The sequence below is a fragment of the Paenibacillus sp. FSL H3-0310 genome (genome assembly GCF_038002785.1).
Taxonomy (GTDB): Bacteria; Bacillota; Bacilli; order Paenibacillales; family Paenibacillaceae; genus Paenibacillus_AQ; species Paenibacillus_AQ odorifer.
On record NZ_JBBODC010000001.1, the window covers coordinates 1,506,027 to 1,528,827 of the forward strand.

24 protein-coding genes and 1 riboswitch are annotated in these 22,801 nt (G+C 45.0%); of the genes, 18 read left to right on the forward strand and 6 right to left on the reverse strand.

The annotated features are described in order from the left end of the window. Position 1 precedes the first annotated feature (1 nt). The 18 genes from MHH63_RS06685 to MHH63_RS06770 all read left to right on the forward strand — a co-directional run bounded on the left by MHH63_RS06685 (position 2) and on the right by MHH63_RS06770 (position 16,256). Positions 2–1,255, forward strand: coding sequence for a bifunctional 3,4-dihydroxy-2-butanone-4-phosphate synthase/GTP cyclohydrolase II (locus MHH63_RS06685; protein WP_076127453.1), 1,254 nt, complete (start codon positions 2–4; stop codon positions 1,253–1,255). A 36-nt stretch (positions 1,256–1,291) separates the two neighbouring features. Next, positions 1,292–1,759 (forward strand): 6,7-dimethyl-8-ribityllumazine synthase, encoded by a 468-nt coding sequence (gene ribH, locus MHH63_RS06690; protein ID WP_036676377.1) that lies wholly within the window; start codon positions 1,292–1,294, stop codon positions 1,757–1,759. A 136-nt stretch (positions 1,760–1,895) separates the two neighbouring features. Next, positions 1,896–2,687 carry a segregation and condensation protein A gene (locus MHH63_RS06695; RefSeq protein ID WP_036676147.1) on the forward strand — a complete coding sequence of 264 codons (792 nt, stop codon included), beginning with the start codon at positions 1,896–1,898 and terminating at the stop codon, positions 2,685–2,687. After that, positions 2,656–3,258 carry an SMC-Scp complex subunit ScpB gene (gene scpB / locus MHH63_RS06700; RefSeq protein WP_036676149.1) on the forward strand — a complete coding sequence of 201 codons (603 nt, stop codon included), beginning with the start codon at positions 2,656–2,658 and terminating at the stop codon, positions 3,256–3,258. Before MHH63_RS06695 ends, scpB begins: the two co-directional genes overlap by 32 nt. Before the next feature lie 180 nt (positions 3,259–3,438). Then, positions 3,439–4,146, forward strand: a complete 708-nt coding sequence (locus MHH63_RS06705) for a DUF2953 domain-containing protein (protein WP_076127459.1) — start codon at positions 3,439–3,441, stop codon at positions 4,144–4,146. A gap of 89 nt (positions 4,147–4,235) precedes the next feature. Beyond that, the gene (ytfJ, locus tag MHH63_RS06710; protein ID WP_076127461.1) at positions 4,236–4,724 is read left to right on the forward strand and encodes a GerW family sporulation protein; all 489 of its coding nucleotides are present in this window, start codon (positions 4,236–4,238) and stop codon (positions 4,722–4,724) included. Positions 4,725–4,965: 241 nt separating this feature from the next. Next, entirely contained in the window at positions 4,966–6,171 is a 1,206-nt protein-coding gene (locus MHH63_RS06715) for a D-alanyl-D-alanine carboxypeptidase family protein (RefSeq protein WP_076192224.1), read from the forward strand. 36 nt (positions 6,172–6,207) lie between these two features. After that, complete coding sequence (locus tag MHH63_RS06720) at positions 6,208–6,873, forward strand: nucleoside recognition domain-containing protein (protein ID WP_076127464.1); 666 nt, start codon at positions 6,208–6,210, stop codon at positions 6,871–6,873. 7 nt (positions 6,874–6,880) lie between these two features. Beyond that, the gene (locus tag MHH63_RS06725; RefSeq protein ID WP_036676158.1) at positions 6,881–7,414 is read left to right on the forward strand and encodes a spore maturation protein; all 534 of its coding nucleotides are present in this window, start codon (positions 6,881–6,883) and stop codon (positions 7,412–7,414) included. A 60-nt stretch (positions 7,415–7,474) separates the two neighbouring features. Continuing rightward, the gene (locus MHH63_RS06730) at positions 7,475–7,819 is read left to right on the forward strand and encodes an N-acetylmuramoyl-L-alanine amidase (RefSeq protein ID WP_038572446.1); all 345 of its coding nucleotides are present in this window, start codon (positions 7,475–7,477) and stop codon (positions 7,817–7,819) included. 20 nt (positions 7,820–7,839) lie between these two features. Further along, positions 7,840–8,598 carry a pseudouridine synthase gene (locus MHH63_RS06735; RefSeq protein ID WP_036676166.1) on the forward strand — a complete coding sequence of 253 codons (759 nt, stop codon included), beginning with the start codon at positions 7,840–7,842 and terminating at the stop codon, positions 8,596–8,598. A 120-nt stretch (positions 8,599–8,718) separates the two neighbouring features. After that, positions 8,719–9,240, forward strand: a complete 522-nt coding sequence (locus MHH63_RS06740) for a redoxin domain-containing protein (protein ID WP_038572444.1) — start codon at positions 8,719–8,721, stop codon at positions 9,238–9,240. Beyond that, the gene (gene resB / locus MHH63_RS06745; protein ID WP_076192222.1) at positions 9,240–10,925 is read left to right on the forward strand and encodes a cytochrome c biogenesis protein ResB; all 1,686 of its coding nucleotides are present in this window, start codon (positions 9,240–9,242) and stop codon (positions 10,923–10,925) included. Before MHH63_RS06740 ends, resB begins: the two co-directional genes overlap by 1 nt. After that, positions 10,922–12,184 carry a cytochrome c biogenesis protein CcsA gene (gene ccsA, locus MHH63_RS06750; protein WP_036676173.1) on the forward strand — a complete coding sequence of 421 codons (1,263 nt, stop codon included), beginning with the start codon at positions 10,922–10,924 and terminating at the stop codon, positions 12,182–12,184. The genes resB and ccsA overlap by 4 nt, the downstream gene beginning before the upstream one ends. 76 nt (positions 12,185–12,260) lie before the next feature. Continuing rightward, positions 12,261–12,977 (forward strand): response regulator transcription factor, encoded by a 717-nt coding sequence (locus MHH63_RS06755; protein ID WP_036676174.1) that lies wholly within the window; start codon positions 12,261–12,263, stop codon positions 12,975–12,977. Further along, positions 12,978–14,414, forward strand: coding sequence for an ATP-binding protein (locus tag MHH63_RS06760; RefSeq protein ID WP_341171335.1), 1,437 nt, complete (start codon positions 12,978–12,980; stop codon positions 14,412–14,414). 118 nt (positions 14,415–14,532) lie between these two features. Continuing rightward, the gene (gene glpK / locus MHH63_RS06765; protein ID WP_076213562.1) at positions 14,533–16,026 is read left to right on the forward strand and encodes a glycerol kinase GlpK; all 1,494 of its coding nucleotides are present in this window, start codon (positions 14,533–14,535) and stop codon (positions 16,024–16,026) included. A gap of 20 nt (positions 16,027–16,046) precedes the next feature. After that, positions 16,047–16,256: a DNA-binding protein gene (locus MHH63_RS06770; RefSeq protein WP_076127474.1), complete on the forward strand. Its 210-nt coding sequence runs from the start codon at positions 16,047–16,049 to the stop codon at positions 16,254–16,256. A gap of 76 nt (positions 16,257–16,332) precedes the next feature. Here MHH63_RS06770 and MHH63_RS06775 read toward each other — a convergent pair whose 3' ends face one another. The 6 genes from MHH63_RS06775 to MHH63_RS06800 form a co-directional block, all read right to left on the reverse strand. Beyond that, positions 16,333–17,325 carry a ketoacyl-ACP synthase III gene (locus tag MHH63_RS06775; RefSeq protein WP_076127476.1) on the reverse strand — a complete coding sequence of 331 codons (993 nt, stop codon included), beginning with the start codon at positions 17,323–17,325 and terminating at the stop codon, positions 16,333–16,335. A 54-nt stretch (positions 17,326–17,379) separates the two neighbouring features. After that, positions 17,380–17,823, reverse strand: a complete 444-nt coding sequence (locus MHH63_RS06780) for a hypothetical protein (RefSeq protein WP_248548483.1) — start codon at positions 17,821–17,823, stop codon at positions 17,380–17,382. A 112-nt stretch (positions 17,824–17,935) separates the two neighbouring features. Next, complete coding sequence (locus MHH63_RS06785) at positions 17,936–18,304, reverse strand: carboxymuconolactone decarboxylase family protein (RefSeq protein ID WP_036676184.1); 369 nt, start codon at positions 18,302–18,304, stop codon at positions 17,936–17,938. 10 nt (positions 18,305–18,314) lie between these two features. Then, the gene (locus tag MHH63_RS06790) at positions 18,315–19,955 is read right to left on the reverse strand and encodes a thiamine pyrophosphate-binding protein (RefSeq protein WP_143760464.1); all 1,641 of its coding nucleotides are present in this window, start codon (positions 19,953–19,955) and stop codon (positions 18,315–18,317) included. A gap of 155 nt (positions 19,956–20,110) precedes the next feature. Beyond that, positions 20,111–20,207, reverse strand: a riboswitch (cyclic di-GMP riboswitch). Between the two features lie 174 nt (positions 20,208–20,381). Then, positions 20,382–21,632, reverse strand: coding sequence for a methyl-accepting chemotaxis protein (locus MHH63_RS06795; protein WP_036676188.1), 1,251 nt, complete (start codon positions 21,630–21,632; stop codon positions 20,382–20,384). 121 nt (positions 21,633–21,753) lie between these two features. Further along, positions 21,754–22,710 carry a helix-turn-helix transcriptional regulator gene (locus tag MHH63_RS06800; RefSeq protein WP_076184026.1) on the reverse strand — a complete coding sequence of 319 codons (957 nt, stop codon included), beginning with the start codon at positions 22,708–22,710 and terminating at the stop codon, positions 21,754–21,756. Positions 22,711–22,801 lie beyond the last annotated feature (91 nt).

Sequence of the window (22,801 nt, forward strand, 5' to 3'; positions counted from 1 at the left end):
CATGAGCGAGCAATCGAAAAAGGAAAGTGTCTTGGATCCGATTGAAGAAGCAATATATGACTTAATGCGCGGTAAAGTCATCATTGTAGTGGATGATGAAGATCGTGAGAATGAAGGGGATTTTATAGCCCTTGCTGAACGTGCGACACCAGAGGTCATCAATTTTATGATTACTGAGGGACGTGGATTGGTTTGTATGCCTATTACCCAAGAGCGTGCGGCAGAACTTGAACTGCAAGCTATGGTAACCCACAATACCGATAATCACGGTACGGCTTTTACCGTATCTGTTGACCATAAAGATACAACCACTGGAATCTCTGCGGGGGAAAGATCTTTGACCGTTAAAGCCATGATCGATCCAAAAGCGAAACCTGCTGATTTCCGCAGACCGGGGCATATGTTCCCGCTGATTGCGAAAAAAGGTGGCGTTCTGCGCCGCTCCGGACATACGGAGGCTGCTGTTGATCTAGCGCGGATGTGTGGCGCTTATCCAGCCAGTGTCATTTGCGAGATTATCAAGGAAGATGGCTCAATGGCCCGCTTACCTGATCTAATCGAAATAGCCCGCAAGCATGATCTTAAGCTGATCAGTATCAAGGATCTTATTCATTATCGCAACGAAAAAGAACAACTCGTCACACGCGAAGTGTCTGTACGACTTCCTACCGATTTTGGAGATTTCCAGACCATTGCTTATACAAATGAAGTGGATGATAAAGAGCATGTAGCTTTGGTAAAAGGCGATATTTCCGGCGATGAGCCAGTGCTTGTACGTGTACATTCCGAATGCTTGACTGGTGATGTATTCCACTCCCATCGCTGTGATTGCGGCCCGCAATTTGAAGCTGCACTGCGGCAGATCGAAACTGCCGGTAGGGGCGTGTTACTCTATATGCGCCAAGAAGGCAGAGGCATTGGCCTTATCAATAAGCTTCGGGCTTACAAGCTGCAAGAGGAAGGTCTTGACACTGTAGATGCGAATCTAAAGCTTGGTTTTCCAGCAGATTTACGTGACTATGGAATTGGAGCACAGATTCTGAAGGATCTGGGTGTGCGCCAAATCCGTCTGCTCACGAACAACCCGCGTAAGATCAAAGGGCTGGAGGGTTATGGGTTGGAAGTCGTTGAGCGCGTGCCGATACAAATGCCGGAGAACAAGGACAACACCAATTATCTCCACACGAAGCAAGCGAAGCTTGGTCATATGCTGTCTTTTGACGATATTGAACAAAATGAGGATTCGAAAGCTTAACCATACATTATAAAAAACGAAGGGTAGATGATGGATATGCCAAAATATTTAGAAGGTCACTTAGTTTCTGAGGGGTTAAAATACGGAGTTGTTGTAGGACGTTTTAATGAATTTATTACCAGCAAGCTTCTGTCAGGTGCACTTGATGCCTTTAAACGCCATGGTGTTGGTGATGATGAAGTGGATGTTGCTTGGGTTCCAGGGGTATTTGAAATTCCGTTGATCGCGCAAAAAATGGCTGAAAGCGGCAAATACGACGCTGTAATCACCTTAGGAACGGTTATCCGTGGTTCCACTACACACTATGATTATGTATGTAATGAAGTTGCCAAAGGAGTAGCCGCTATCAATCTTAAGACCGGCGTGCCGACCATTTTTGGTGTAGTTACTACTGAAAATATTGAACAGGCCATCGAGCGTTCAGGAACCAAAGCAGGCAATAAAGGCTGGGATGCTGCGACTGCTGCGATTGAAATGGCGAATCTTAACAAGCTGTTTAAGTAAGTCAGCTATTGACGAATCAGTCGAATTCGTGCTTATTTATAGTATAAGAAGAAAGCATGGATTATAAGAGCCCTTTCTACTTGTGTAGCGTCCAGACGGGCGCTGCACTTTACTTTTTTTGGCGGGAGGATGCTTCGTGACTGTATTGTACAAGCTGGAGACGTTTGAAGGTCCGCTGGATCTGCTCTTGCATTTAATTGATAAGGCGGAAATCGACATCCAGGACATTCCGGTCGCCGAGATCACCGAACAGTATATGGAATACCTGCGTAGCATGCAGGAGCTTGAATTGGATATTACGAGTGAATTTCTCGTGATGGCCGCTACCCTTTTATCTATAAAGAGCAAGCTATTGCTGCCCAAACCACCGGTCATTGAGATCGATGATTTTGAATATTACGAAGAGGATGAATTTGATCCACGAGCTGAACTTGTTCAGCGACTGATTGAGTATCGTAAGTTCAAGAGTATTGCTGTACATTTAATGGATATGGAGAGCGAGCGGAGCTTGATTTTTACGAAGGAGCCTGAGGATTTGGGTCCATTCGTGCCAGAAGAGATTGATCAAACGCTAAAAGGACTACATACCTCAGACTTAATAGCCGCTTTTCGTAAAGCGCTAAGTAAGGCTGCCAGAAGGTCTTCTTACCAGCGGATCACCCGGGATGAAATATCGGTAAAAGATCGTATACGTGATGTATCAGATGCGCTGCAGCGCAGAGGAACAGGCGGTAAGCTGCATTTCTCGGCACTGCTTCACGATGAAATGGCACGGCACGAAATCGTAGTTACTTTTCTTGCGATTCTGGAACTGATGAAAATGAAGGCGATTTTTTGCTACCAAGAGAAATTGTTTGATGACATCGTAATGGAGTGGAGAGGAGGAGAACACTTCAATGGATTACAAAACGCTGAAATCGATTATTGAAGGCCTGCTGTTTCTATCAGGGGATGAAGGAATCTCCGTACGCCAAGTGGCTGAAATTACGGAACAGCGCCCAGAGCTTGCGGCCGGAGCCTTAGAGGAACTAAAAGAAGATTATGTAGCACAGGAGCGGGGCTTACAGGTAGTGCAAATTGCCGGGAATTATCGGCTGGCTACATTGCCTGATCATGCCCACTATTTTGAGCGTCTGGCCTATTCACCATCCAGATCAACCTTGTCTCAGGCTGCCTTAGAGACTCTCGCAATCGTGGCTTATCGCCAACCGATTACGCGGGTGGAGATTGAAGAGATCCGGGGTGTGAAGTCGGAACGCGCAATTCATACGCTGAATAACAAGGATTTGATTCATGAGGTTGGTCGTGCGGAAGCGGTAGGCCGGCCAATTTTGTACGGGACGACTAAATCCTTCTTGGAGAGCTTTGGTCTTGCCAGTCTAAAGGATCTGCCGGAACCGACAAATTTTGAGTCCACGGATAATTTGGAAGAAGAGACACAGCTATTGTTCAATAAGCTGGATACTCAAATGACTTTTGAGGATGTCGAGCTGCCTTAGTTCGTACGAGAACGCTAATAATTGTATTGAAGGGACTGCCCTTAAACCATTTATGTGGTTTGGGACAGTCCCTATTTTATTTAAGCTCATATTTTTTATGCAAACCCCGAATTTTTTCCAGCTTAAATTGCCATACTAAACCAAAGGTTCCCATTATTAAGGTTTCTTGGAGGTAAATACGTGACGTTATGGCTTGCAATTCCCCTTGTTTTGCTTGTACTGGCACTGATCCTGGTCCTGTCTTCATCTATCGATTTCCGCATACGGTGTTATAAACATGGAAAAAATGACCTGCTCGAATTAGATGTTACCTCTCTTTTTGGTTTGATAAAGCTTCACTATGAACTTCCCCAATTGGTCTTTAAGGGATTGGAGCAGGGTGTGTGGGGAAAGTTTAAAGAGACAGGGACTGCGACGACAGGTGTAGATACCGTAAAAGAAGAGATATTTGATAAAGAAAGAGTAATGCACTGGCGCGCCAATGTTAACCAAGCTGTGAAATCTACACGCGGCTTGAAGGAATGGTTAAAAGAGACTGTAGCTCATGTCAAAATATCAAAGCTCGATTGGTCCACCGATTTCTCTCTTGGTGATGCAGCAGACACTGCGACCGCATCGGGAGCGGTTTGGGGCCTGAAGTGGAGTATTGTTGGTTTTATTTCGCAGTGGGTAAAATTGCAGCAGCATCCTCGAATTTTTGTTAAGCCTGTTTTTGAAGATGAGCTTTGTTTTGCAATGGAGTTTGTCTGTAAGGGGAAAATGTCAGTCGGCTATACTTTGTATGCCTTAATGCGACTATCTCGGCGTGTCTTGCGTGAAAAAGGCGGGATCGGCCATTGGAGAAATCTGCTGAAACAGATGCGTCAGGAGCCACACGGGAAAGTTTAAAATGAAAGTTACATACAAATGGGCGGATGTGGGGATGATATACGCTGTAGAAGAAAGAGAAATCGTACTCAATTAAAGGAGGAAACAATATGAGCGACCATCCTATTCAAGGCCTAATGCAAACAGCGATGGAAAATATCAAGGGTATGGTAGATGTGAATACCATTGTCGGTGATCCAGTACAAACCCCTGACGGCAGCATTATCCTGCCTATCAGTAAAGTTGCCTTTGGATTTGCTGCTGGTGGTAGTGATTATCGAGTAGAAGATTCTATAAGTGGTTCAAGCTCCCAAGGTGGAGTCAAAATGCTTCCATTTGGTGGAGGTAGCGGGGGAGGCGTCTCCATTCGACCGATCGCTTTTTTAGTGGTAGGTAAGGATGGAGTGAATATTGTCCCTCTGGACAATCAAACGCACCTATTCGAAAAAATCATCGATGCAACACCAGGGCTCATCGACAAAATTCAAACGATGTTCCAAACCGGCAATGCTGCAGCTCAAACGCCGCCAACACCTGCCACACCGGCAGCAGCACCTGTTAAAACCGATCCAAGTACATCTCAATCTTCAACTCATTAGGTACACATAATTCTACAAATAGCCTCGGGGATATCGCCATACACAGGCGGTGTCCCTTTTTTGACGTGCCAGAAAGTATATTTTGATCCCCAAATTACCTGAGAATGTATCGAAGCAAAGCCTCACGTTGTGGGGATATTTTGTGTGGAACATCCTAAGGAGTGGACATACCCTAAGGCTGGTCCGCATACACTTGTACAACATAAACACTTTTACTTAAGATCCGATAAGAAGCCGGAGGATGAACATGAAGACAATAACCCGTAAATGGCCATTCGCCTTAATATTGTGCCTTTCGCTGCTGCTTCTGGCGCCGCTATCTTCAATTCAGGCCGAGAACAGCTCTATCTCTACACATGCAAGAGCAGCGGCACTGATTGATGTGGAATCTGGGCGTATTTTGTACAGCAGCCGTGGGGATGAGCCTATGCTTATTGCCAGCTTGACCAAAATTATGACCGCCCTCGTCGCCATTGAGAATGGTGATTTAGCCTCTAAAGTCAAAGTAGGAAAAAATGCCTATGCGAAAGAAGGCTCTTCTATTTACTTGCAGCAGGGAGAAGAGATGACGCTGGAAAATATGCTGTATGGCCTGATGCTGCGCTCAGGGAATGATGCAGCAACGGCGATCGCTGAGCATATCGGTGGTTCTGAGGAAGGTTTTGTATACCTTATGAACGCTAAGGCTGAGGAGCTAGGGCTAACCCATACTCATTTTGCTAATCCCCATGGTCTTGACGCTGAAGGGCATTATTCTAGTGCTAACGACTTGGCTGTTCTGACCGCTTATGCTCTTCATAATCCTGTATTTAAAGAAATTGTGAAGACGCAGGAGAAAACTGCAGACAATCCAAATGAGAAATGGGATTACAAATGGAGAAACAAAAATAAGATGCTGTATTTATACGAGGGAGCGGACGGTGTAAAGACAGGTTATACAAAAAAAGCACTGCGCTGCCTTGTCAGCTCTGCCACCAGAAACGGCCAGCAGCTTGTCGCAGTTACTATAAATGACGGCGATGACTGGAATGATCATGCTTCCCTGCTAAACTTCGGGTTTAATCACTATCCGCTCAAAACACTGATCGAACGTGGTGATGCCGTGACGGGCTATAACTTTGTAACCTCCAAAACCTTTGCTTATCCACTTGGACAAGGTGAACAAAATAGAGTGATCACGAAACTTGTTTTAAATCAGAAGGAAAGTGCTTCAGCCGAAGCTACACGAGCGAATTTTGGATTGCAAGGAGCGCTTGTGCTGGAGCTGGGCGGAAAAGAAATAGGTCGCGTGCCGGTGTATACTCCTGAGAACCTGCCTCCTGAGCAATCTGCTTATATGAAAAAGTACAGTCCAACACTAGCACAGGCTTACCCGGCAAATAATTGGTTCCAGGCGCTGGGCAGTGCACTGAAGGCTCTATTTGAAATGGGAGCGAGTTCGAAATAAGAAAATGGGCTGATGAATGAAGAAGGAGGCGTATCCATGATTAACGGGATTTGGCTAGGAATGATCATCATCGGTTTTCTGTTCGCCGCCGTTAACGGCAGAATGGATGAGTTTACAGCCGCCGTATTCGACGGAGCCAAGAGTGGGGTAACGGTAAGTTTTGGCTTAATCAGTGTGCTTGTGTTCTGGCTTGGGATTATGAAGATAGCAGAAGATGCAGGTTTGCTTAAAAAGATTGCCAAGGTGCTTGGCCCTGTCGTAGCTTTTTTATTCCCTGATGTGCCGAAAGGGCATCCTGCCATAGGATATATTCTCTCCAATATGAGTGCTAATCTGCTCGGACTAGGCAATGCCGCAACGCCAATGGGCATCAAGGCGATGCAGGAGCTGCAAAAGCTCAACCCTGATAAAGAGACCGCGACACCAGCCATGTGTACTCTTCTAGCGCTTAACACAGCAAGCATTACGCTTATCCCGGCCACACTGATTGCCATCCGGTTAAACTATGGTTCAGCCGATCCCGCAGGCATAGTAGGTACAACACTTGCAGCAACGGCCGTGGCTACACTTGCAGCGATTGCGGCAGACCGGTTTTTCCGAAGGTTGACTTTATTGCGCAAACCGCCGAAGCCCCCTTCAGCAAAGTCCGGGGTTCCTCCTTTGGCGAAGACAACACTCCCTAATTCCTCATTGAAAGGGTGAACGTGATTTGTACCAGTTTATCAGTCTCATATCGGCATGGGCGATTCCGGTCATGATCACGTTCATCCCGCTCTATGCTTTTACGCGCAAAGTGCCAGTCTACGAATCCTTTGTTGAAGGTGCGAAAGATGGGTTTGGCACGGCCATTGCGATTATTCCCCATCTTGTGGGGATGCTGGTTGCGATCAGCGTTTTTCGCGCTTCCGGTGCGCTGGACTTTTTTATGGGCTTCATATCCCCAGCCCTGCGGGGGCTTGGTGTTCCGGCAGAAGTATTGCCGCTTGGTCTTTTGCGGCCGCTTACGGGGACTGGGTCGCTTGCTTACACTACGGATCTAATCCGTGTGCATGGTCCGGATTCTTTAATTGGTATGATTGCTTCCACCATACAGGGGAGCACAGATACTACGCTTTATGTTTTGACCGTTTACTTTGGGGCTGTAGGCGTACGGAATGGCCGTTATGCGCTTAAGGTTGGCCTGTTCTCCGATGTTGTCGGCTTTGTCGCCGCGATCGCTGTGTGTTTGCTATTATTTGGATAGTCACCCCATTGCCCCCCTGAACATATGCTATTGCAGCAATGTGGAGGGGGGCATTCCGCAATGAACTATAAAGGCTTTATTCTGCATCATTCTAGCTGCACATCCATTAACGGTAAAGGTTTTGACTTCTGGGTAGGAGTGGATGGCGCGATTTATGCAGCACCGCTACTGACAGATCCGGAGTATATTCATATTTGTTTGGAAGGTGATTTTGGTAAGGAAGTGGGCGATCCTCCAATATCCGGAAGGCAGGAGCAGCTTTTTGCAACGGCTAAACTTGTTTTAGAATTAGTAGAACGCTACCAAATCTCCCCTTTAATCATCGAACCCCACAATAATTCCTGCCCAGGAGCATTTTTTCCTTGGAATGAACTTGTGATTTATCCCTCTGATGGTTATCATTGATCTGAGGTGACTAGTCGAATATGGAAAGATTACAGAAAATTTTGGCGCAGGCCGGTGTGGCGTCCAGACGCAAGTGTGAAGAAATGATTTTGGCCGGTAAAGTGGAAGTCAACGGGGAACTCGTAACTACGCTTGGCACGAAGGTGGACCCCGCAACAGATATTATTAAAGTTTCCGGTAGACTGATCCGGGGCGAGAACAAAATCTATATTATGTTCAACAAACCTAAGGGAGTAATCACAAGCGCTTCCGATCCAAAGGGTCGTAAGGTTGTAACGGACTACCTAAAAGGAATTACTGAACGGGTTTACCCTGTAGGCCGGCTCGATTACGATACGGAAGGTTTGCTGCTGCTGACGAATGATGGGGACTTTGCTAACTTGCTGACTCATCCGAAGCATCATGTACCTAAGACGTATCATGCTACGGTCAAGGGTATACCGCATGGCACTGCATTGGACAAGCTGAAAGCTGGCATCAAGCTGGAAGATGGCATGACAGCGCCTGCGGAAGTAGAGTACAAGGATATTGATGAGGCAAATAAGGAAGCGGTTATCAGCATCACGATTCACGAGGGACGTAACCGTCAGGTACGACGCATGTTTGATGCGATTTCACACCCCGTACTCCGTCTGAAACGGATTTCATTCGGGGATATTATGCTGCAAAATCTCAAACGTGGCTCTTACCGTCATTTGACCAAGGATGAAATTAACCATCTGCAGCAAATTGCCAAAGCAGGATTGCTTAAAGAAAGAACTCCACGTAAAGAGTCATAAAGACACAGAATATTCACAATTAAACCCCCTAAAGCTGTGACGAAATTCGCTATAATGTTCATAGGATGTTCACACCTTACAACATAAGTATGAGTTGCGTCACAGAAGGGGGCTTTACGTGTGGGTAAAGCAAGAAAACCAATTCAAATCGTAATTCTGTTTCTAATTGTTATAGTGGGCGGTTATGCCATCGGTTCCTCTGTATTTGGGGGAAGCGGCAAACCAGAGGAAGGGAGCAAAGCACCTTCCTTTGATTTGCTTGGGCTTGACGGTCTGGCTCATACCCTAGACGAATATAAGGGCAAGACTATTGTGCTTAATTTCTGGGGCTCTTGGTGTGCACCTTGTGTCAAAGAAATGCCGGCTCTCCAAGCGCAATGGGAGAAATGGAAGGACAAAGACGTAGTGGTCTTAGGCATTAATGTGGGCGAAGACCGGATGACTGTCGAGAATTTTGTGAAGCAGGTAAACATCGATTTTCCGATTTTGATGGACACTGGACGTGATGCTGTACGAAGTTATGGTATTTCTCCGCTGCCAACTACCTTATTCATTAATTCCAAGGGTAAAATTGACAACATTCATATCGGCCAGCTTGATTTGAATTCACTTGATGATCAAATTGGGAAGCTGGTGGATTGATGAGTGAACGCGAGGCATTTATAACCAATACCAAATGTGAATGTGGTCACCAGAACCCTGTAGGTACTGTTTTATGCGAAGCATGCGGGAAGCCGTTGGGGAAGGAATCAGACTGGGGCGAGAATTTGGAAATGCGTTACGATGGCGTAGCTCGCCGATCTCAGCGCGTTAACCCGGGGATTATTGATCGGGTGTGGAACTTTTTCTCTTCCGTCAAAATAGCGATCTATCTGATCGTGTTGACACTTATAGGCTCTATGCTGGGGACGATTTTCCCGCAGGAGAGTACTTTTCTTAATATTGATGCCTCAGTTTATTACAAGCAAGAGTACGGAACAGCCGGATATATTTATCACAAACTTGGACTTTCACATACATACGAATCCTGGTGGTTTGTAACTCTACTCGTAATGATCGGCGCTTCACTTGTGATCTGTAGCTTGGATCGAGTACTTCCGCTCTATAAGGCTTTAACCAGACAGAAGATTCGGAAACATCGTCAGTTCTTAACTCGGCAAAAAGCTGTGTTAGTGACTGAAGTACAAGAGGAACCAGAAGCTTGGGTAGCCCGGGTAATTCAGCCTATGCGTAAAAAGGGCTATCGCGTGAAGACGGATGGAGGGGCTCTGCTGGCAGAGAAACATCGCTTCAGCCGCTGGGGACCTTATGTAATACATATTGGCTTAATTATTTTTTTACTTGCTGTATTAGCAAGAGGATTGCCGGGACTGAACATGGATCAGCATCTTGCTTTCCCGCAAGGGGAGATCACACAGATTCCGGACACCACCTATTATTTGAAAAATGAGAAATTTACCGTGGAGTTTTATACGGAGGAAGAGATGCCTGAGGAATTTCGCGGCAAAAAAATACTTCCAAAGCTATTCCAGACCCAAGCTGTGCTTTATGAATGCACCGCGGATTGTGGAGACCCTTCGAAGGAACCGCAGCTATCCGAGGTGACGAAACATGATATCCAAGTAAATTCACCTTTGGATTATAAAGGATTGAAAGCGTATCAGTTTGATTATGATCTGACCCCTGTGCTGCGTTCGGTACAGCCTGAGCTTAAGAATTCCACCACTGGCGAGGCGTACGGCAAATTTAAGCTGGACATGAAGAACCCTCAGCGGGCAATTCAGGCGGGTCCTTATACTTTAACTTTGAAAGAAAAGTATATGGATTTTGGTCTAAATGAGGAGGGTCAGCCGATTTCCAAATCACCTTATCCGAATGCACCTGCTTTTTTGTTCCTGATACAAGGTCCGGATCTCCCGGTGGAAGGGCAGCAGTATTTCTATTTTCCTAAACAGGTGGATAAGGCGCAGTTTCAACAGGCTGCCATTAACGATAAGCTTGGCGGGAGCAATAGATTTCTTGAGCTTGAAGTGGACAACATGAGCGACGTTGATTTTTCGGAATCGACTACTTACTTGAATATACGTATTGATCGTGCAATGCCGTTTGTATGGCTAGGTGCAGCAATCGTGATGCTGGGTTTAGTGCTTGGCTTCTACTGGCAGCATAGACGTATCTGGCTTACCGTTGCTAACGGGGAGCTTATCCTCGGAGGACATACGAACAAGAACTGGTTCGGGTTCCGCCGTGAGATCGTTTCTATTTTAGAAAAAGTAGATCTGGTAGTCGATGAAAAATCATTAGATAATGGAGGAGGCCTTTCATGAGCTTGCTCGACATCAGCAGCGCTGTCTTTATTGCCGCATTTTTATTATACAGCGGTTCGTTTATGTTATTCACTATCGCCATCATGGGTCGCAAGTGGTCAGGCCGCAAGCCGGAGGAACATACCGCACGTTGGGGCAAAATTGCTTTTATTTTCTCTTCAATAGGTCTTATCTTTCATCTTATTTATTTCTTTACACGCTGGGCGGGCTCAGGGCATATTCCGGTCAGCAACATGTATGAGTTCATGACTTTTTTATCGATGATGGTGATGGTTGCCTTTACTGTGATGTACGCTATTTATCGTAAGGTAATCTTGGGTCTTTTTGCAGTTCCAATCAGTATTATTGTGATGGCTTATGCCGCAGTATTTCCACAGGAAGTACAGCCGCTGATTCCATCTCTTCAATCGAACTACTTAAAGATTCACGTAACACTGGCTGCACTAGGTGAATCCTTCTTCGCAGTAGGGTTTGCGGCGGGACTGATGTATCTGCTGCGAACAGTCAATTTTTCCAGTAAAGAGAAGGCGGATCGCAAGCAACAGAGGCTGGTCGAATTTACTCTCTTTTCAATCATTGTTATAATTGGGTTTCTGGGTTCTGTTTTTGCATTCCGCGGAGCAGGCTATGAAACTGTTTTTGTCCGTCCGAACGTTACGATTGACAGCCCCGGGCAGGAAAATAGTACAATAGAGAAAGTGAGTTATCGAATGCCGCCGATTGTGGCACCTCACAATAGCGAAATTGAGAGCTTCCAGTCGTTTCTTGGCATAAAAGAACCACTCTTTGAGGCACCATCTTGGATGAATGGTGTAAATGCTGGACGGAAGTTTAATACTGTAATTTGGTCACTCCTTTCCGGATTAATCCTCTACGGAGTTCTTCGCTTGATCGTACGTAAACCGCTGGGCACTGCTTTACACCCAGTGATGGACGGAATTGATGAGGGCGATCTAGATGAGATTACGTATAGGGCGATAGCCATTGGCTTTCCTATTTTCACATTAGGCGCTTTGATCTTTGCAATGATATGGGCGCAAATCGCTTGGGGAAGATTCTGGGGATGGGACCCTAAGGAAGTCTGGGCGCTTGTCACTTGGCTCTTCTATAGCGCTTATCTTCATTTACGTTTGGCTCGTGGATGGCAAGGAAGAAAATCTGCCTGGCTGGCTGTGCTTGGCTTTCTGGTCGTAATGTTTACTCTGGTTGGCGTTAATTTAGTCATCGCCGGACTTCATTCTTACGCGGGGACGGACTGAGCATAGTTTACCTGTTAACGTTGCACAATGGTTTAAAGGTTACGTTCTACTGTATTGATGAAGGGGTTGTAGTGAAATGGCAGATCATTTAAACAGAATTCTGGTAGTGGATGATGAGGAACGTATTCGCCGCCTGCTAAAGATGTATCTTGAAAAAGAAGGTTATGAAATCGATGAAGCGGAAGACGGAGAAATCGCTCTTCGTAAAGCAACAGCAAATGACTACGGTCTAATTTTGCTGGATGTTATGCTGCCTGGCATCGATGGGATGGAAGTGCTGACAAGACTCAGAGGAGTGAAGTCAACACCGGTCTTAATGCTTACAGCTAAAGGCGAAGAGATCAACCGTGTTCAAGGCTTTGAGATGGGCGCAGACGATTATGTTGTGAAGCCCTTCAGTCCACGTGAAGTCATTTACCGGGTGAAGGCTATTATGCGCCGTTCTTCGGCGACTGCTTTCTTGTCCAAGGAGAGCAATTCCAGCAATAACATTGTATTTACTCATCTTATTATTGAACATGATGCTCACCGTGTGACTGCTGGTGGTGAAGAAGTAAGTTTGACACCTAAAGAATATGAACTTCTGCATTATTTGGCTATTTCGCCTGATAAAGTATTTTCTCGTGAAGAACTGCTTAAGGATGTCTGGAATTATGAATTTTTCGGAGATTTGCGTACTGTAGATACTCACGTAAAACGTCTTCGTGAAAAACTGAATAAAGTATCACCGGAATCTGCAGCGATGATTACGACCGTATGGGGCGTAGGTTACAAACTAGAGGTACCTAAATAAGTGAACTTCTGGAGAAGTCTTGTCGGCAAACTGTGGGTTACGATCATCTGCCTGGTCGCTGTCGTGCTTATTACCTTGGGGTTATTTTTGCTTCCCTACATAGACAGTAACTTTGCCAATTCCGGAGATATCAAACGTTTATTTATGTATACTTGTATGATCGGATTTTCTTTGACGACATTTTTTGCGTTGTTTTTGTTTACCAAAATCACTCAGCCGATGCAGCGTGTCATTGAAGCTGCGAATAACATTCGCCGGGGTGAATACGGAACAAGGCTTACGCTTGTCACAAGTGATGAAATTGGCCAGTTGGCGACTTCCTTTAACCATATGGCTGAGGAGCTTGAAGAGAACATTCGCAGTCTGCATCATGAGAAGGGGCATCTGTCTAGCGTACTGCGCAGTATGAGCGATGCTGTGATCACCTTTGACATTGAAGGGCAGATTATTTTGACCAATCCGCATGGCCAAGCTCTGCTAGAGAGCTGGAGCGATTTGCAGTGGGAACATGCGAGTGATGCTGAGCTCCATCCCGAAACGACTGAGAGCAGTGTTCCTCCTCCCTTGCGTCCTTTATTTTTAAGCACCTTGAAGCAAGGTGGCGATGACCGCTCCAATGTACATGTACGGCAGGGCGTCTGGTCTGTTCATATGGCACCGTTATATTCTGAAGGCAGCATTCGGGGAGTAGTTGCTGTACTGCGGGATGTGACGGAAGAGGTGCGTCTGGAAAAGATGCGCAGAGACTTCGTAGCTAATGTCTCCCATGAAATCCGTACTCCATTGTCGATGATGCAAGGGTACAGTGAGGCTTTATTGGACGGGATGGCTTCATCCCCTGAAGAAAGCAGTGAGCTGATCCAGGTCATTCATGACGAATCACTGCGTATGGGGCGTCTGGTTAAGGATTTGCTTGATCTTGCCCGAATGGAAGCCGGACATACGGATATGATGAAAGCTCAGGTGGACATGAACGAACTGCTGGAACGAGTCTACCGTAAATTTTCTGTACGTGCGAAAGAGCGCGATATCCATCTTCACTTACAGCAAGAGAGTGATATTGCTGTTCTGAAGGCGGCGGATGAGGATAAACTGGAACAAGTCTTAACCAATTTACTCGATAATGCTTTTCGCCACACACAGGGTGGCAAAAAAATCACGGTTCATACAGGAACTTGTGTATTAGAAGGCCGTCGTTATCTTGAGATTAAAATTCAGGATGAAGGGGTTGGAATTCCACCAGAGGATCTGCCGTATATATTCGACCGCTTCTACAAAGCTGATAAGGCGCGTGTACGGGGAGAATCAGGTGGAACGGGACTTGGGCTTGCGATTGTTAAAAATATTGTAGAGTCGCATCACGGGACCATCTCAGCTTCAAGCAAACTAGGCGAAAGTACAACCTTTACGCTAAGACTTCCTGTCGAAAAACAGTAATTCCAAACACAATGTGTGATAGCGCCTCTGACAGCAGAGGTGCTTTTTGTTGAAACAAACACATTAATCTTGTTCATCGTGGAACATATCTTGTAGGTTTTGCTTGGGAGGGCATAGAATGATTTTATCTTTAGACCAAGGTACTACCAGCTCACGAGCCATATTGTTCGATACGGAGGCTAAATGGGTCTCACAAGGTCAATATGAAGTTAAACAATCCTTCCCCCATCCAGGCTGGGTAGAGCATGACCCTGAGCAAATCTGGGCGTCACAGCTCGCAGCGGCAAGAGATGCGATTGCGCGGGGTGGCATAGCAGTTGAGGAGATCTCTGCCATCGGAATAACCAATCAGAGAGAAACAGCTTTAATCTGGGATAAAATAACTGGCAAACCGATATACCCTGCGATTGTGTGGCAGGACAGGCGTACTGCAGAGCAATGTGAAGAACTTAAAAGTAAAGGGCTGGAGCAAGTTATTGCGAGCAAGACGGGCCTTGTTGTAGATGCTTATTTCTCAGCTACCAAAATCTCCTGGATACTGGATCATGTGGATGGCGCCCGAGAACGGGCGAATCGTGGGGAACTTCTAGCAGGGACGATCGACAGCTGGTTAATTTGGAGACTTACTTGCGGAGCCGTACATGTCACGGATGTTACCAATGCCTCACGTACGATGCTGTTTAATCTTCATGAACGGTGCTGGGATGAAGAGCTAATGGAAGAGCTCCGTATTCCGCGTGCCATCCTGCCAGAAGTAAGAATGTCTGGCGGCGAATTTGGAGTAGCAGACAAACAGTGGTTCGGGGCGGACATTCCAATTCGCTCTGTACTTGGAGATCAACAGGCCGCATTGTTTGGACATACTTGTCTAGAACCCGGCAGTGCCAAAAACACCTATGGTACAGGCTGTTTTATTCTAATGAACACAGGCACAGAAGCTGTAGCCTCCAGTCATGGCTTGTTGACCACTGTAGCTTGGGGTATGGGAGATGAACTCTATTATGCCCTAGAGGGCAGTGTGTTCGTGGCCGGAGCGGCTGTTCAGTGGCTGCAGGAGGGTCTTGGTCTTATAGAGGAGCCAGCAGGCTCAGAAGATAAAGCACGGGAAGTAGAGGACAGTGAAGGGGTTATCGTTGTGCCTGCGTTTACCGGACTGGGGGCACCCTATTGGGATATGTATGCCCGTGGAGCCATATTTGGCCTTACTAGAGGCACTACCTCAGGACATCTGGTACGAGCTACATTGGAGTCCTTAGCCTTTCAATCTAGAGATGTAATAGGAGCTATGGAAAAAGACGCAGGCATGCCATTGACCGGCCTTCGTGTGGATGGCGGAGCTGTGCGTAACGATTTGCTGATGCAATTCCAGTCTGATATCCTGGGCAGTGAGGTTACTAGAACAACCTATGCGGAGACAACAGCTTTGGGTGCGGCGCTTCTGGCCGGGTTAACGTCCGGAGTCTGGACACGTGCCCAGCTAGAGAGCTTCAACAAGGCTGAGAGGGTCTTCTCGCCTGAGATGGGTATAACTGAGCGGGAAGGTCGTTACAACGCCTGGAAGGACGCTGTAGCGCGTACCATGGGTTGGGAGAAGCATGAAGGATATCAGTGATAAAGGAGCTGTATATATCTATGGTCAACGGAACCGAATCTGATCTGCCGGGCGGACTATCTAAGCCGGCGCTTCGAGCCCTGCATGGGGCTGGATATGTTCAGCTTCAACAATTCAGCAAGCTTACTGAAGCAGAGCTTCTGCAGCTACATGGATTGGGGCCAAAGGCGATCGTCCTATTACGGAGTGCTCTCGCGGAAAAGGGGCTCACCTTTGCGAGTAAGTCCTGATGTTGCGTTCATATTTATATTAAAAAGCAGCAAGCTTAGGTGAATCCCTAGCTTGCCGCTTTTTGTTATACAGCTCCTAATATTCAATAACAAATGCTACATTTTGCCAACCGGCACCCACTGTCCAGAACAGGACTTTATCACCACGTTCGATCTTTCCAGTAGTTACAGCTTTATGTAGAGCAATAAATGGGCTGCTGGTAGAGGTATATCCGAATTCATCCCCTATGTATACCGCTACATTGCGATCAATGCCGACTTTCTCACACATCTCTAAGATATTAGGCAATGAAAACTGTGAGAAGCAGGCTGCTTTAATGGCTTCAGGCGCGATATTGTTGTTAGACAGTAGAGTACGAATAGACTCAGAAGCAGCATCTATGCAAATGGAATTATCAAAAGGAATAAACTTCACATTAAACTCTCCAGCCGCTACACCTTGTTTACCCAGTTTAGCCAGGCCTGCGCACGGGAACTTGGAATTATCGCAAACACAAGGATCCGTTTGGTAGATAGAGTCAATGAAACCGACCACATCCTCAGCTTGTTCAAGAATGACTGCCGCCGCTGCATCACCGAAGTTAGCGTAATAGACTGGATCATTCTTATCGGCATGAGGGGTTACATAATCGGAGCCGATGACCAACGCTCGTTTAATCCTAGGATTCGCTTGCATCTGACGGCTAACCTGTTCCACAGAAGCCGTCATACCCGCACAATTAGCATTACTGTCAATGCAGATCGTATGGGATGCGCCTTTGATCAAACGGTGAATCATTAATGAGTTGGTAGGAAAGATATACTCAGGAGTTTGACTTGCATAGGCAATAAGGTCGATATCGGCACCTGTGAGACCACTTTTCTCCAGAACATTCCTGGCAGCCTCAAAAGCCATCGTAAGGGAATTCTCATCCGCATCCTTAATACTATACCGTGTAATACGACCTAATGCGGATAATAGACCTCGAATATCAATGCCTTTTTCGTCAAAATGCTTAATGAAAAAGTCGTTACCAACTATATTGCTGGGATGATAGATATCAATGCCTTTAATACGAATTCCGGTCATAATACGCCTCCAGGAAAGCAGTAAAATGTGGCCTACATATTAAGATTAAAAGATCTAGACTGTAACCGCAGAAATGATCTCGATGTTATCGAGTCCAGCTTTACGGCCAAGACGGGAAAGCTGCATTTTGAGGATCGGGTTATTTTCAAGCGTTAGATTTACTTTTACAAATCCATCATTCTTAAACATTACAAAGCAGCTTTCTAAAAGAGGTACAACATCTGGTGCAGTTACATTTAGCTTTCTGCAGTCGATTTTTAGTTCATAGTCAGCTGGAGTAATTGGATTGATAGTTTGTTGATAAGCTTGAATAGATTTTAGACCATCTTCTTCAGAAAATGTTCCATCTAACTCAATGTTAATAACCTTGTTTGTAGTGTCTGTCTTCAAAACGAAACTTCCCATGCCTAAATCTCTCCCATAGATTGAATTTGTCCAAAACAGTTCGACTGCAATATCCAGCCATGTATATCCATTTAGCTGTTTTATAAAAGTCAAAATTCGACACTATACAGCAAGTAATGGGATATTCCGACTCTATTATAGGCATATTTTTCAAGTGTATGCAATAATAAAGTCGAATTTTGTATATTGTTGTCGAACTGTTGGGTTATTGGATTTCTTCTATGGTTGCAAGCAGGATATTAAAAGCTGTAATGATTCTAGGTGCCCCTATAACGGGTACTAAGTGTAATAGAATACCTTTAAGCTGTTCTACGGTAACTCCAACACGAAGGGCCATGACATAATGAACGCCCAACTGTTCGAATTGACCCATTGAAATTAAAGATGAAATGACTGCGATTTCCTTCCAGTCAGGGGCTATAGTATTACGTTGAAAAATATCGCCATAGGCATTCCCCATAATAAATTCAGCCAAGTCAGGGAAGTGGTCTTTAATTGGAGCTAGTGCTTTTGCGCCATAGTCTCCTGATAGATTCGTGAAGTGGTTGAGACCACTGTTGATATTTTCCTTCATGGTTAGCCTCCTAGTTTAGGTTCAAAGTACGGTGTGCAGTCGGAGGGACTTCATCACGGTCTGTTAGTAGTTCAATAACGGCAACATGGTTTAGAGCTACCGCATCTTTAATTGCAGCTGTGAATTCATCCGCATTCTCACATTTGTAGCCTTTAGCACCTAGAGATTCAGCGAATTTTACGGCGTCCATTGGTACTTCATATAGAGTTCCATCGATACGACCTGTGGTTTTCTCCATACCCTTAAGAGCCATATCTAGTTGCTTATTATTGACCACGATAAAGATGACAGGGATATCTTTGCAGACAGCGGTGTTAATCTCAGCGCCGAGCATCATGAAACAACCATCACCTGTAATGCAGAGGATAGTTTCTTCAGGAGCAGCAACTTTTGCACCAATAGCCATGCCGATCGAATTACCCATGCAAGCAAAATACGCATCAAAAACAAAGCTGCCCGGTTTCTTAACCTTGTACCATTTTGCAGCGTGGAATCCATGACTTCCATCATCAACGAAAATTGAATTATTATAAGGGATCAAATCACTTAAAGTGCTCATTACCGAAGCAAGGGAAAGATTCTTGAGGGTTGGAAGCTCTTCTGAATAATCCGCATCGGCCAAAGCCTCACGTTTGGTGATTGTGTTTGGGTCAATATGATTTAGGCAGTGCACCAAATTATCGCGCAGGTCCCCAGTGACCGGTATCGTTTTGGACAATAGTATTTTTCCGACAAAGGTTGGATCAATATCAAATTGAATTAAAGTTGCTGGATGATTCTCCCGTTTAAGATTACAGATGGTCATATCACTTAAACGTGATCCAAGCACTATAAATAAATCGCTTTTATTCAATAAATCGTCCCCGTGGGTCGAACCGCCAACGCCAATAGGACCATGATAGAGTGGGTGATCCCAGACTATAGCCCCTTTTCCACCTGGAGATGTTACTACAGGAATATTAAAAGTTTCTGCGAGTTGAACAAGCTCTTTATGTGCTCCGGAGCGGTTAATTCCTTTACCCGCAATAATCAAAGGATTCTTAGCAGCTTGAATAGCATCGATGACTCTATCGATATTAGCTTGACTAATTAGAGATTCTCTTTCTGGGATTACTATATTGCATTCTTCCAATACTTCAGTTTGTACATCAAAAGGAATACAAAGATGAACAGGACCCCGTTTGGTCAGGGCCACAGAAATCGCATGATTAAAAATAGTACCAAAGTGATCCCCACGTTCAACCAATTTACTGAACAAGGTGGCAGGTTTGAACATATCAGCTAAATCAGCCAGAAAAGAGGTGGAGTCCTGACATTGAGGAATTCCAAGCTCTGTAATGGATTGGTGGCCGGTAATAAATAGGACAGGTAGGTTGTTAGCTTTCGCATGTGCTGCTGCTGTAAGCAGGTTAGTTCCCCCAGGACCCGAAGTACCAAATGCTACGCCTAGGTTACCCGTTTTCAGCGCATACCCTGCTGCTTCGAATCCGGAGCTTGCTTCATGTCTGCCGGGAATAAATTCAATACCGTAATCCACCATCTTTAGAACTATTGGACAAATGGATTTGCCAATGATCCCAAAAGAATGGGTGACTCCAAGGTTACGTAGTGCTTCCGCCATGTAATCTGCGACTGTCTTCAAAAGAAACACCTCACAAGTTTTTTGATATATATTAGTTATTAATCTACCGAATAGATACGATAGATCAATATACTCAAAAAGTAAAAACCTGTGCTCTATAGTAAGCACAGGTTGGTGGCATAAGGCACCGCTAAGACTGAACAATAGTTCAGCCGTCCTGGTTCCTCTGCAACCTGGCAATCATGGCCTCAAACGAAAAAATGAGGCTGTAGATCCATGGTTTTGCGTCATCCTCTTTCGAGGATTTTGCCAATATTAATTTATAGTTGATAAGAATAATTTTCCTTTACAATATATTCCTCATTAATTTTTGTCAACATAATCCGCTAAAAAAACTCGAAATTTGACGAAAGTCTTGTCCAAGAGATGAAGTTTTGCCTCGCGAAAAAAACTGCCACCTAAGACTCAGCTTAGGTGGCAGTTGATAGTTTTGAACTAGAATTTAAAGATATGAATGGTTTTTTGCAGATTAAATACGGCCTGGGTCATTTTTTCCGTTTCTTCTGCAACAGACTGCAGGGCATTAATCTGTTCATTCATAGCCGCCGATACCTCTTCCGTGCCAGCAGCAGTTTCTTCGGTGATTGCTGAGATATTCTCAATTGCACTGGAAATTTTCAAGGCACTTTCTAGCATAAGATCACTCTCCGCAGAGAATGAAGAGATTTGCTCGGTAATGTACTGCACGCTTTGTACAATTTGTGCGAAAATATGGGCAGATTGAGTGATCATTTCATTCTGAACCTGCACAACCTCTTCATTGATGGCAATATTATCGATGGCTTGTTTAATATCTGACTCAATGCTGCGGACCAAGCCGAATACTTCTTTTGTGGATGCCGTAGATTCTTCAGCAAGCTTGCGAACCTCTTGAGCTACAACGGCAAAACCCCGACCATGCTCTCCGGCACGAGCAGCTTCGATGGAGGCATTCAGTGACAGCAGGTTGGTCTGCTCAGCGATCTCTGTGATGGTCTTGGTGATCATCGTAATCCCGCGGGCATTTTGTGAGAGAGCTTCAATAGTATCAGCCACTTTTTGTGTAGCCTCTATGTTTTTACGCATGCCTTCAGCCTGTGTATCTACGGATTGGCGCCCTTGCTCGACAAGTTCTAAGGTATGTATTGAACGTCTGTTCATTTCTTTGGTGGAGTTCGTATAATTGGATACTTTAGTTTCAATGTCTTTAATGGATTCTGTCATATCAGCGATATCCGTAGATATTTCATTTGCACCAAGAGCGAGCTCAGTAGAAGAAGAGGCTACTTGTGCCATGACAATTTTCAGGTTCTGGTTCTTATCTTCGATTCCGCGGCTTGCATCCATAACTTGACGGGTGATCTGCGATGCATCGGTCAAAATCTTCTTGAGCTTATCAATCATTGTGTTAAAGGAGCGGCTTACGTCACCCATTGAACCATTTTCGTCCGCTCTGCTAGTGAAATCACCCTTCGAAATACTGTGAGATACATTAGCAATATCATCAAAAGATGATGTAAGCGTTCTCTCCACGAAGCGAGCAACAGGTAAAGTCAGACCTGCAAGAACAACTACTAGTATAATTCCTACGAGAAATTGACCTAGAATCATTAACGTAACTAAGACAGGAATAGCAAACAGTGCGGCAACGAGGTAACATCCGGCAACAATTCTTTGTTTTAACGGAAGTTTGTGCATCCAGCTCATTGGTAAAATGTCCCCCTTATTAAATTTTATGTAATGGTGTTATTATAGGGGATTTATAGGTCATTGGTCTATAGAGAAGTGTCATAAATCTTCTTTAAGTAGTAGATATTTAGAATTCATGTCAAAATTCCTCATATATTGTGGAAATTGTTTTAATAGCAGACTTTACCATCCTTACTAGTTCGATAGGAGCTAAAACAATAACTGAAGGAGAGAAAGAGAGTACGATACGACAGGCAGATTCTATAGCATTAAACTCGGCCTCCACGTTCATCCACCCAGTATTAGCAGAGGGTTCTACTAAAGTTATAGTTACATATCTTTCACGTTGTAATTCTTTAAGAATAGACTCATTCACCTTTAAGTTCACTACATATTTTGGCAGTGCTGCTTTAAAAGCTAAAGTCGATTGTTCCCAGTAGCTTTTTAAATCAAAAGCCTCAGGTCTGACAAATGATTCATAAGTTGCGTCAGCTTGTATTAATCTCGACACGCGAAAAGTCCGCATTTCACCCTCGGTTCGTGCCACTACATACCAAACTCCACGTTTTGCGACTAACCCGAGAGGTTCAATGAAACGCTCCTTCATCTCGTCATTCCGTGGGTAAGTGATCTTTACTTTACGGTCTTCCCAAACAGCTTCCTGCAGGACAGATAGGAACGGATATGTCTCGTCGGAAGGGTGCCAGCTGGCACCATCTATATGAATGCGCTGGCTCAGGTAACTGGCTGGATTATTCGGCCTGGATGGGGAAGCAGCCTCCAGCTTAAGCACGGCAGAAGAGAAGTCGTTTTGTATACCCAGATCTTTTAAGATTGAGGAGTCTGCGGACAGCAGCAGAGTAGCAATTTCTGAGGGCTTCATACCCGTTAAGGAGGTCCGGTATCCTTCTGTGAGCATCCAACCCCCTTCGCGTCCCCGTTCGGCAAGAATCGGTATTCCCGCTGTACATAAGGCTTCCATATCTCTAAACACAGTTCGTTCAGACACTTCTAAGGTCTGGGCTAGCTCACGGGACGTCATCTTTCCACGATTTTGCAGCAAAAGTAAGATGGATAACAAACGATCGGCTCTCATTAAGGGAACATTCCTCCTCCTAATAAATGTTAGTTAGTTCTTAATTAATTATTATATTATATATGTCAGTTGATGTCATATTAAAGAATTA

Coding starts and splice junctions, on each gene's coding strand:
- MHH63_RS06685 (WP_076127453.1), top strand. CDS start 2: ATGAGCGAGCAATCGAAAAAGGAAAGTGTCTTGGATCCGATTGAAGAA.
- ribH (WP_036676377.1), top strand. CDS start 1,292: ATGCCAAAATATTTAGAAGGTCACTTAGTTTCTGAGGGGTTAAAATAC.
- scpB (WP_036676149.1), top strand. CDS start 2,656: ATGGATTACAAAACGCTGAAATCGATTATTGAAGGCCTGCTGTTTCTA.
- ytfJ (WP_076127461.1), top strand. CDS start 4,236: ATGAGCGACCATCCTATTCAAGGCCTAATGCAAACAGCGATGGAAAAT.
- MHH63_RS06715 (WP_076192224.1), top strand. CDS start 4,966: ATGAACATGAAGACAATAACCCGTAAATGGCCATTCGCCTTAATATTG.
- MHH63_RS06720 (WP_076127464.1), top strand. CDS start 6,208: ATGATTAACGGGATTTGGCTAGGAATGATCATCATCGGTTTTCTGTTC.
- MHH63_RS06730 (WP_038572446.1), top strand. CDS start 7,475: ATGAACTATAAAGGCTTTATTCTGCATCATTCTAGCTGCACATCCATT.
- MHH63_RS06735 (WP_036676166.1), top strand. CDS start 7,840: ATGGAAAGATTACAGAAAATTTTGGCGCAGGCCGGTGTGGCGTCCAGA.
- resB (WP_076192222.1), top strand. CDS start 9,240: ATGAGTGAACGCGAGGCATTTATAACCAATACCAAATGTGAATGTGGT.
- ccsA (WP_036676173.1), top strand. CDS start 10,922: ATGAGCTTGCTCGACATCAGCAGCGCTGTCTTTATTGCCGCATTTTTA.
- MHH63_RS06755 (WP_036676174.1), top strand. CDS start 12,261: ATGGCAGATCATTTAAACAGAATTCTGGTAGTGGATGATGAGGAACGT.
- glpK (WP_076213562.1), top strand. CDS start 14,533: ATGATTTTATCTTTAGACCAAGGTACTACCAGCTCACGAGCCATATTG.
- MHH63_RS06770 (WP_076127474.1), top strand. CDS start 16,047: ATGGTCAACGGAACCGAATCTGATCTGCCGGGCGGACTATCTAAGCCG.
- MHH63_RS06775 (WP_076127476.1), bottom strand. CDS start 17,325: ATGACCGGAATTCGTATTAAAGGCATTGATATCTATCATCCCAGCAAT.
- MHH63_RS06785 (WP_036676184.1), bottom strand. CDS start 18,304: ATGAAGGAAAATATCAACAGTGGTCTCAACCACTTCACGAATCTATCA.
- MHH63_RS06795 (WP_036676188.1), bottom strand. CDS start 21,632: ATGAGCTGGATGCACAAACTTCCGTTAAAACAAAGAATTGTTGCCGGA.
- MHH63_RS06800 (WP_076184026.1), bottom strand. CDS start 22,710: ATGAGAGCCGATCGTTTGTTATCCATCTTACTTTTGCTGCAAAATCGT.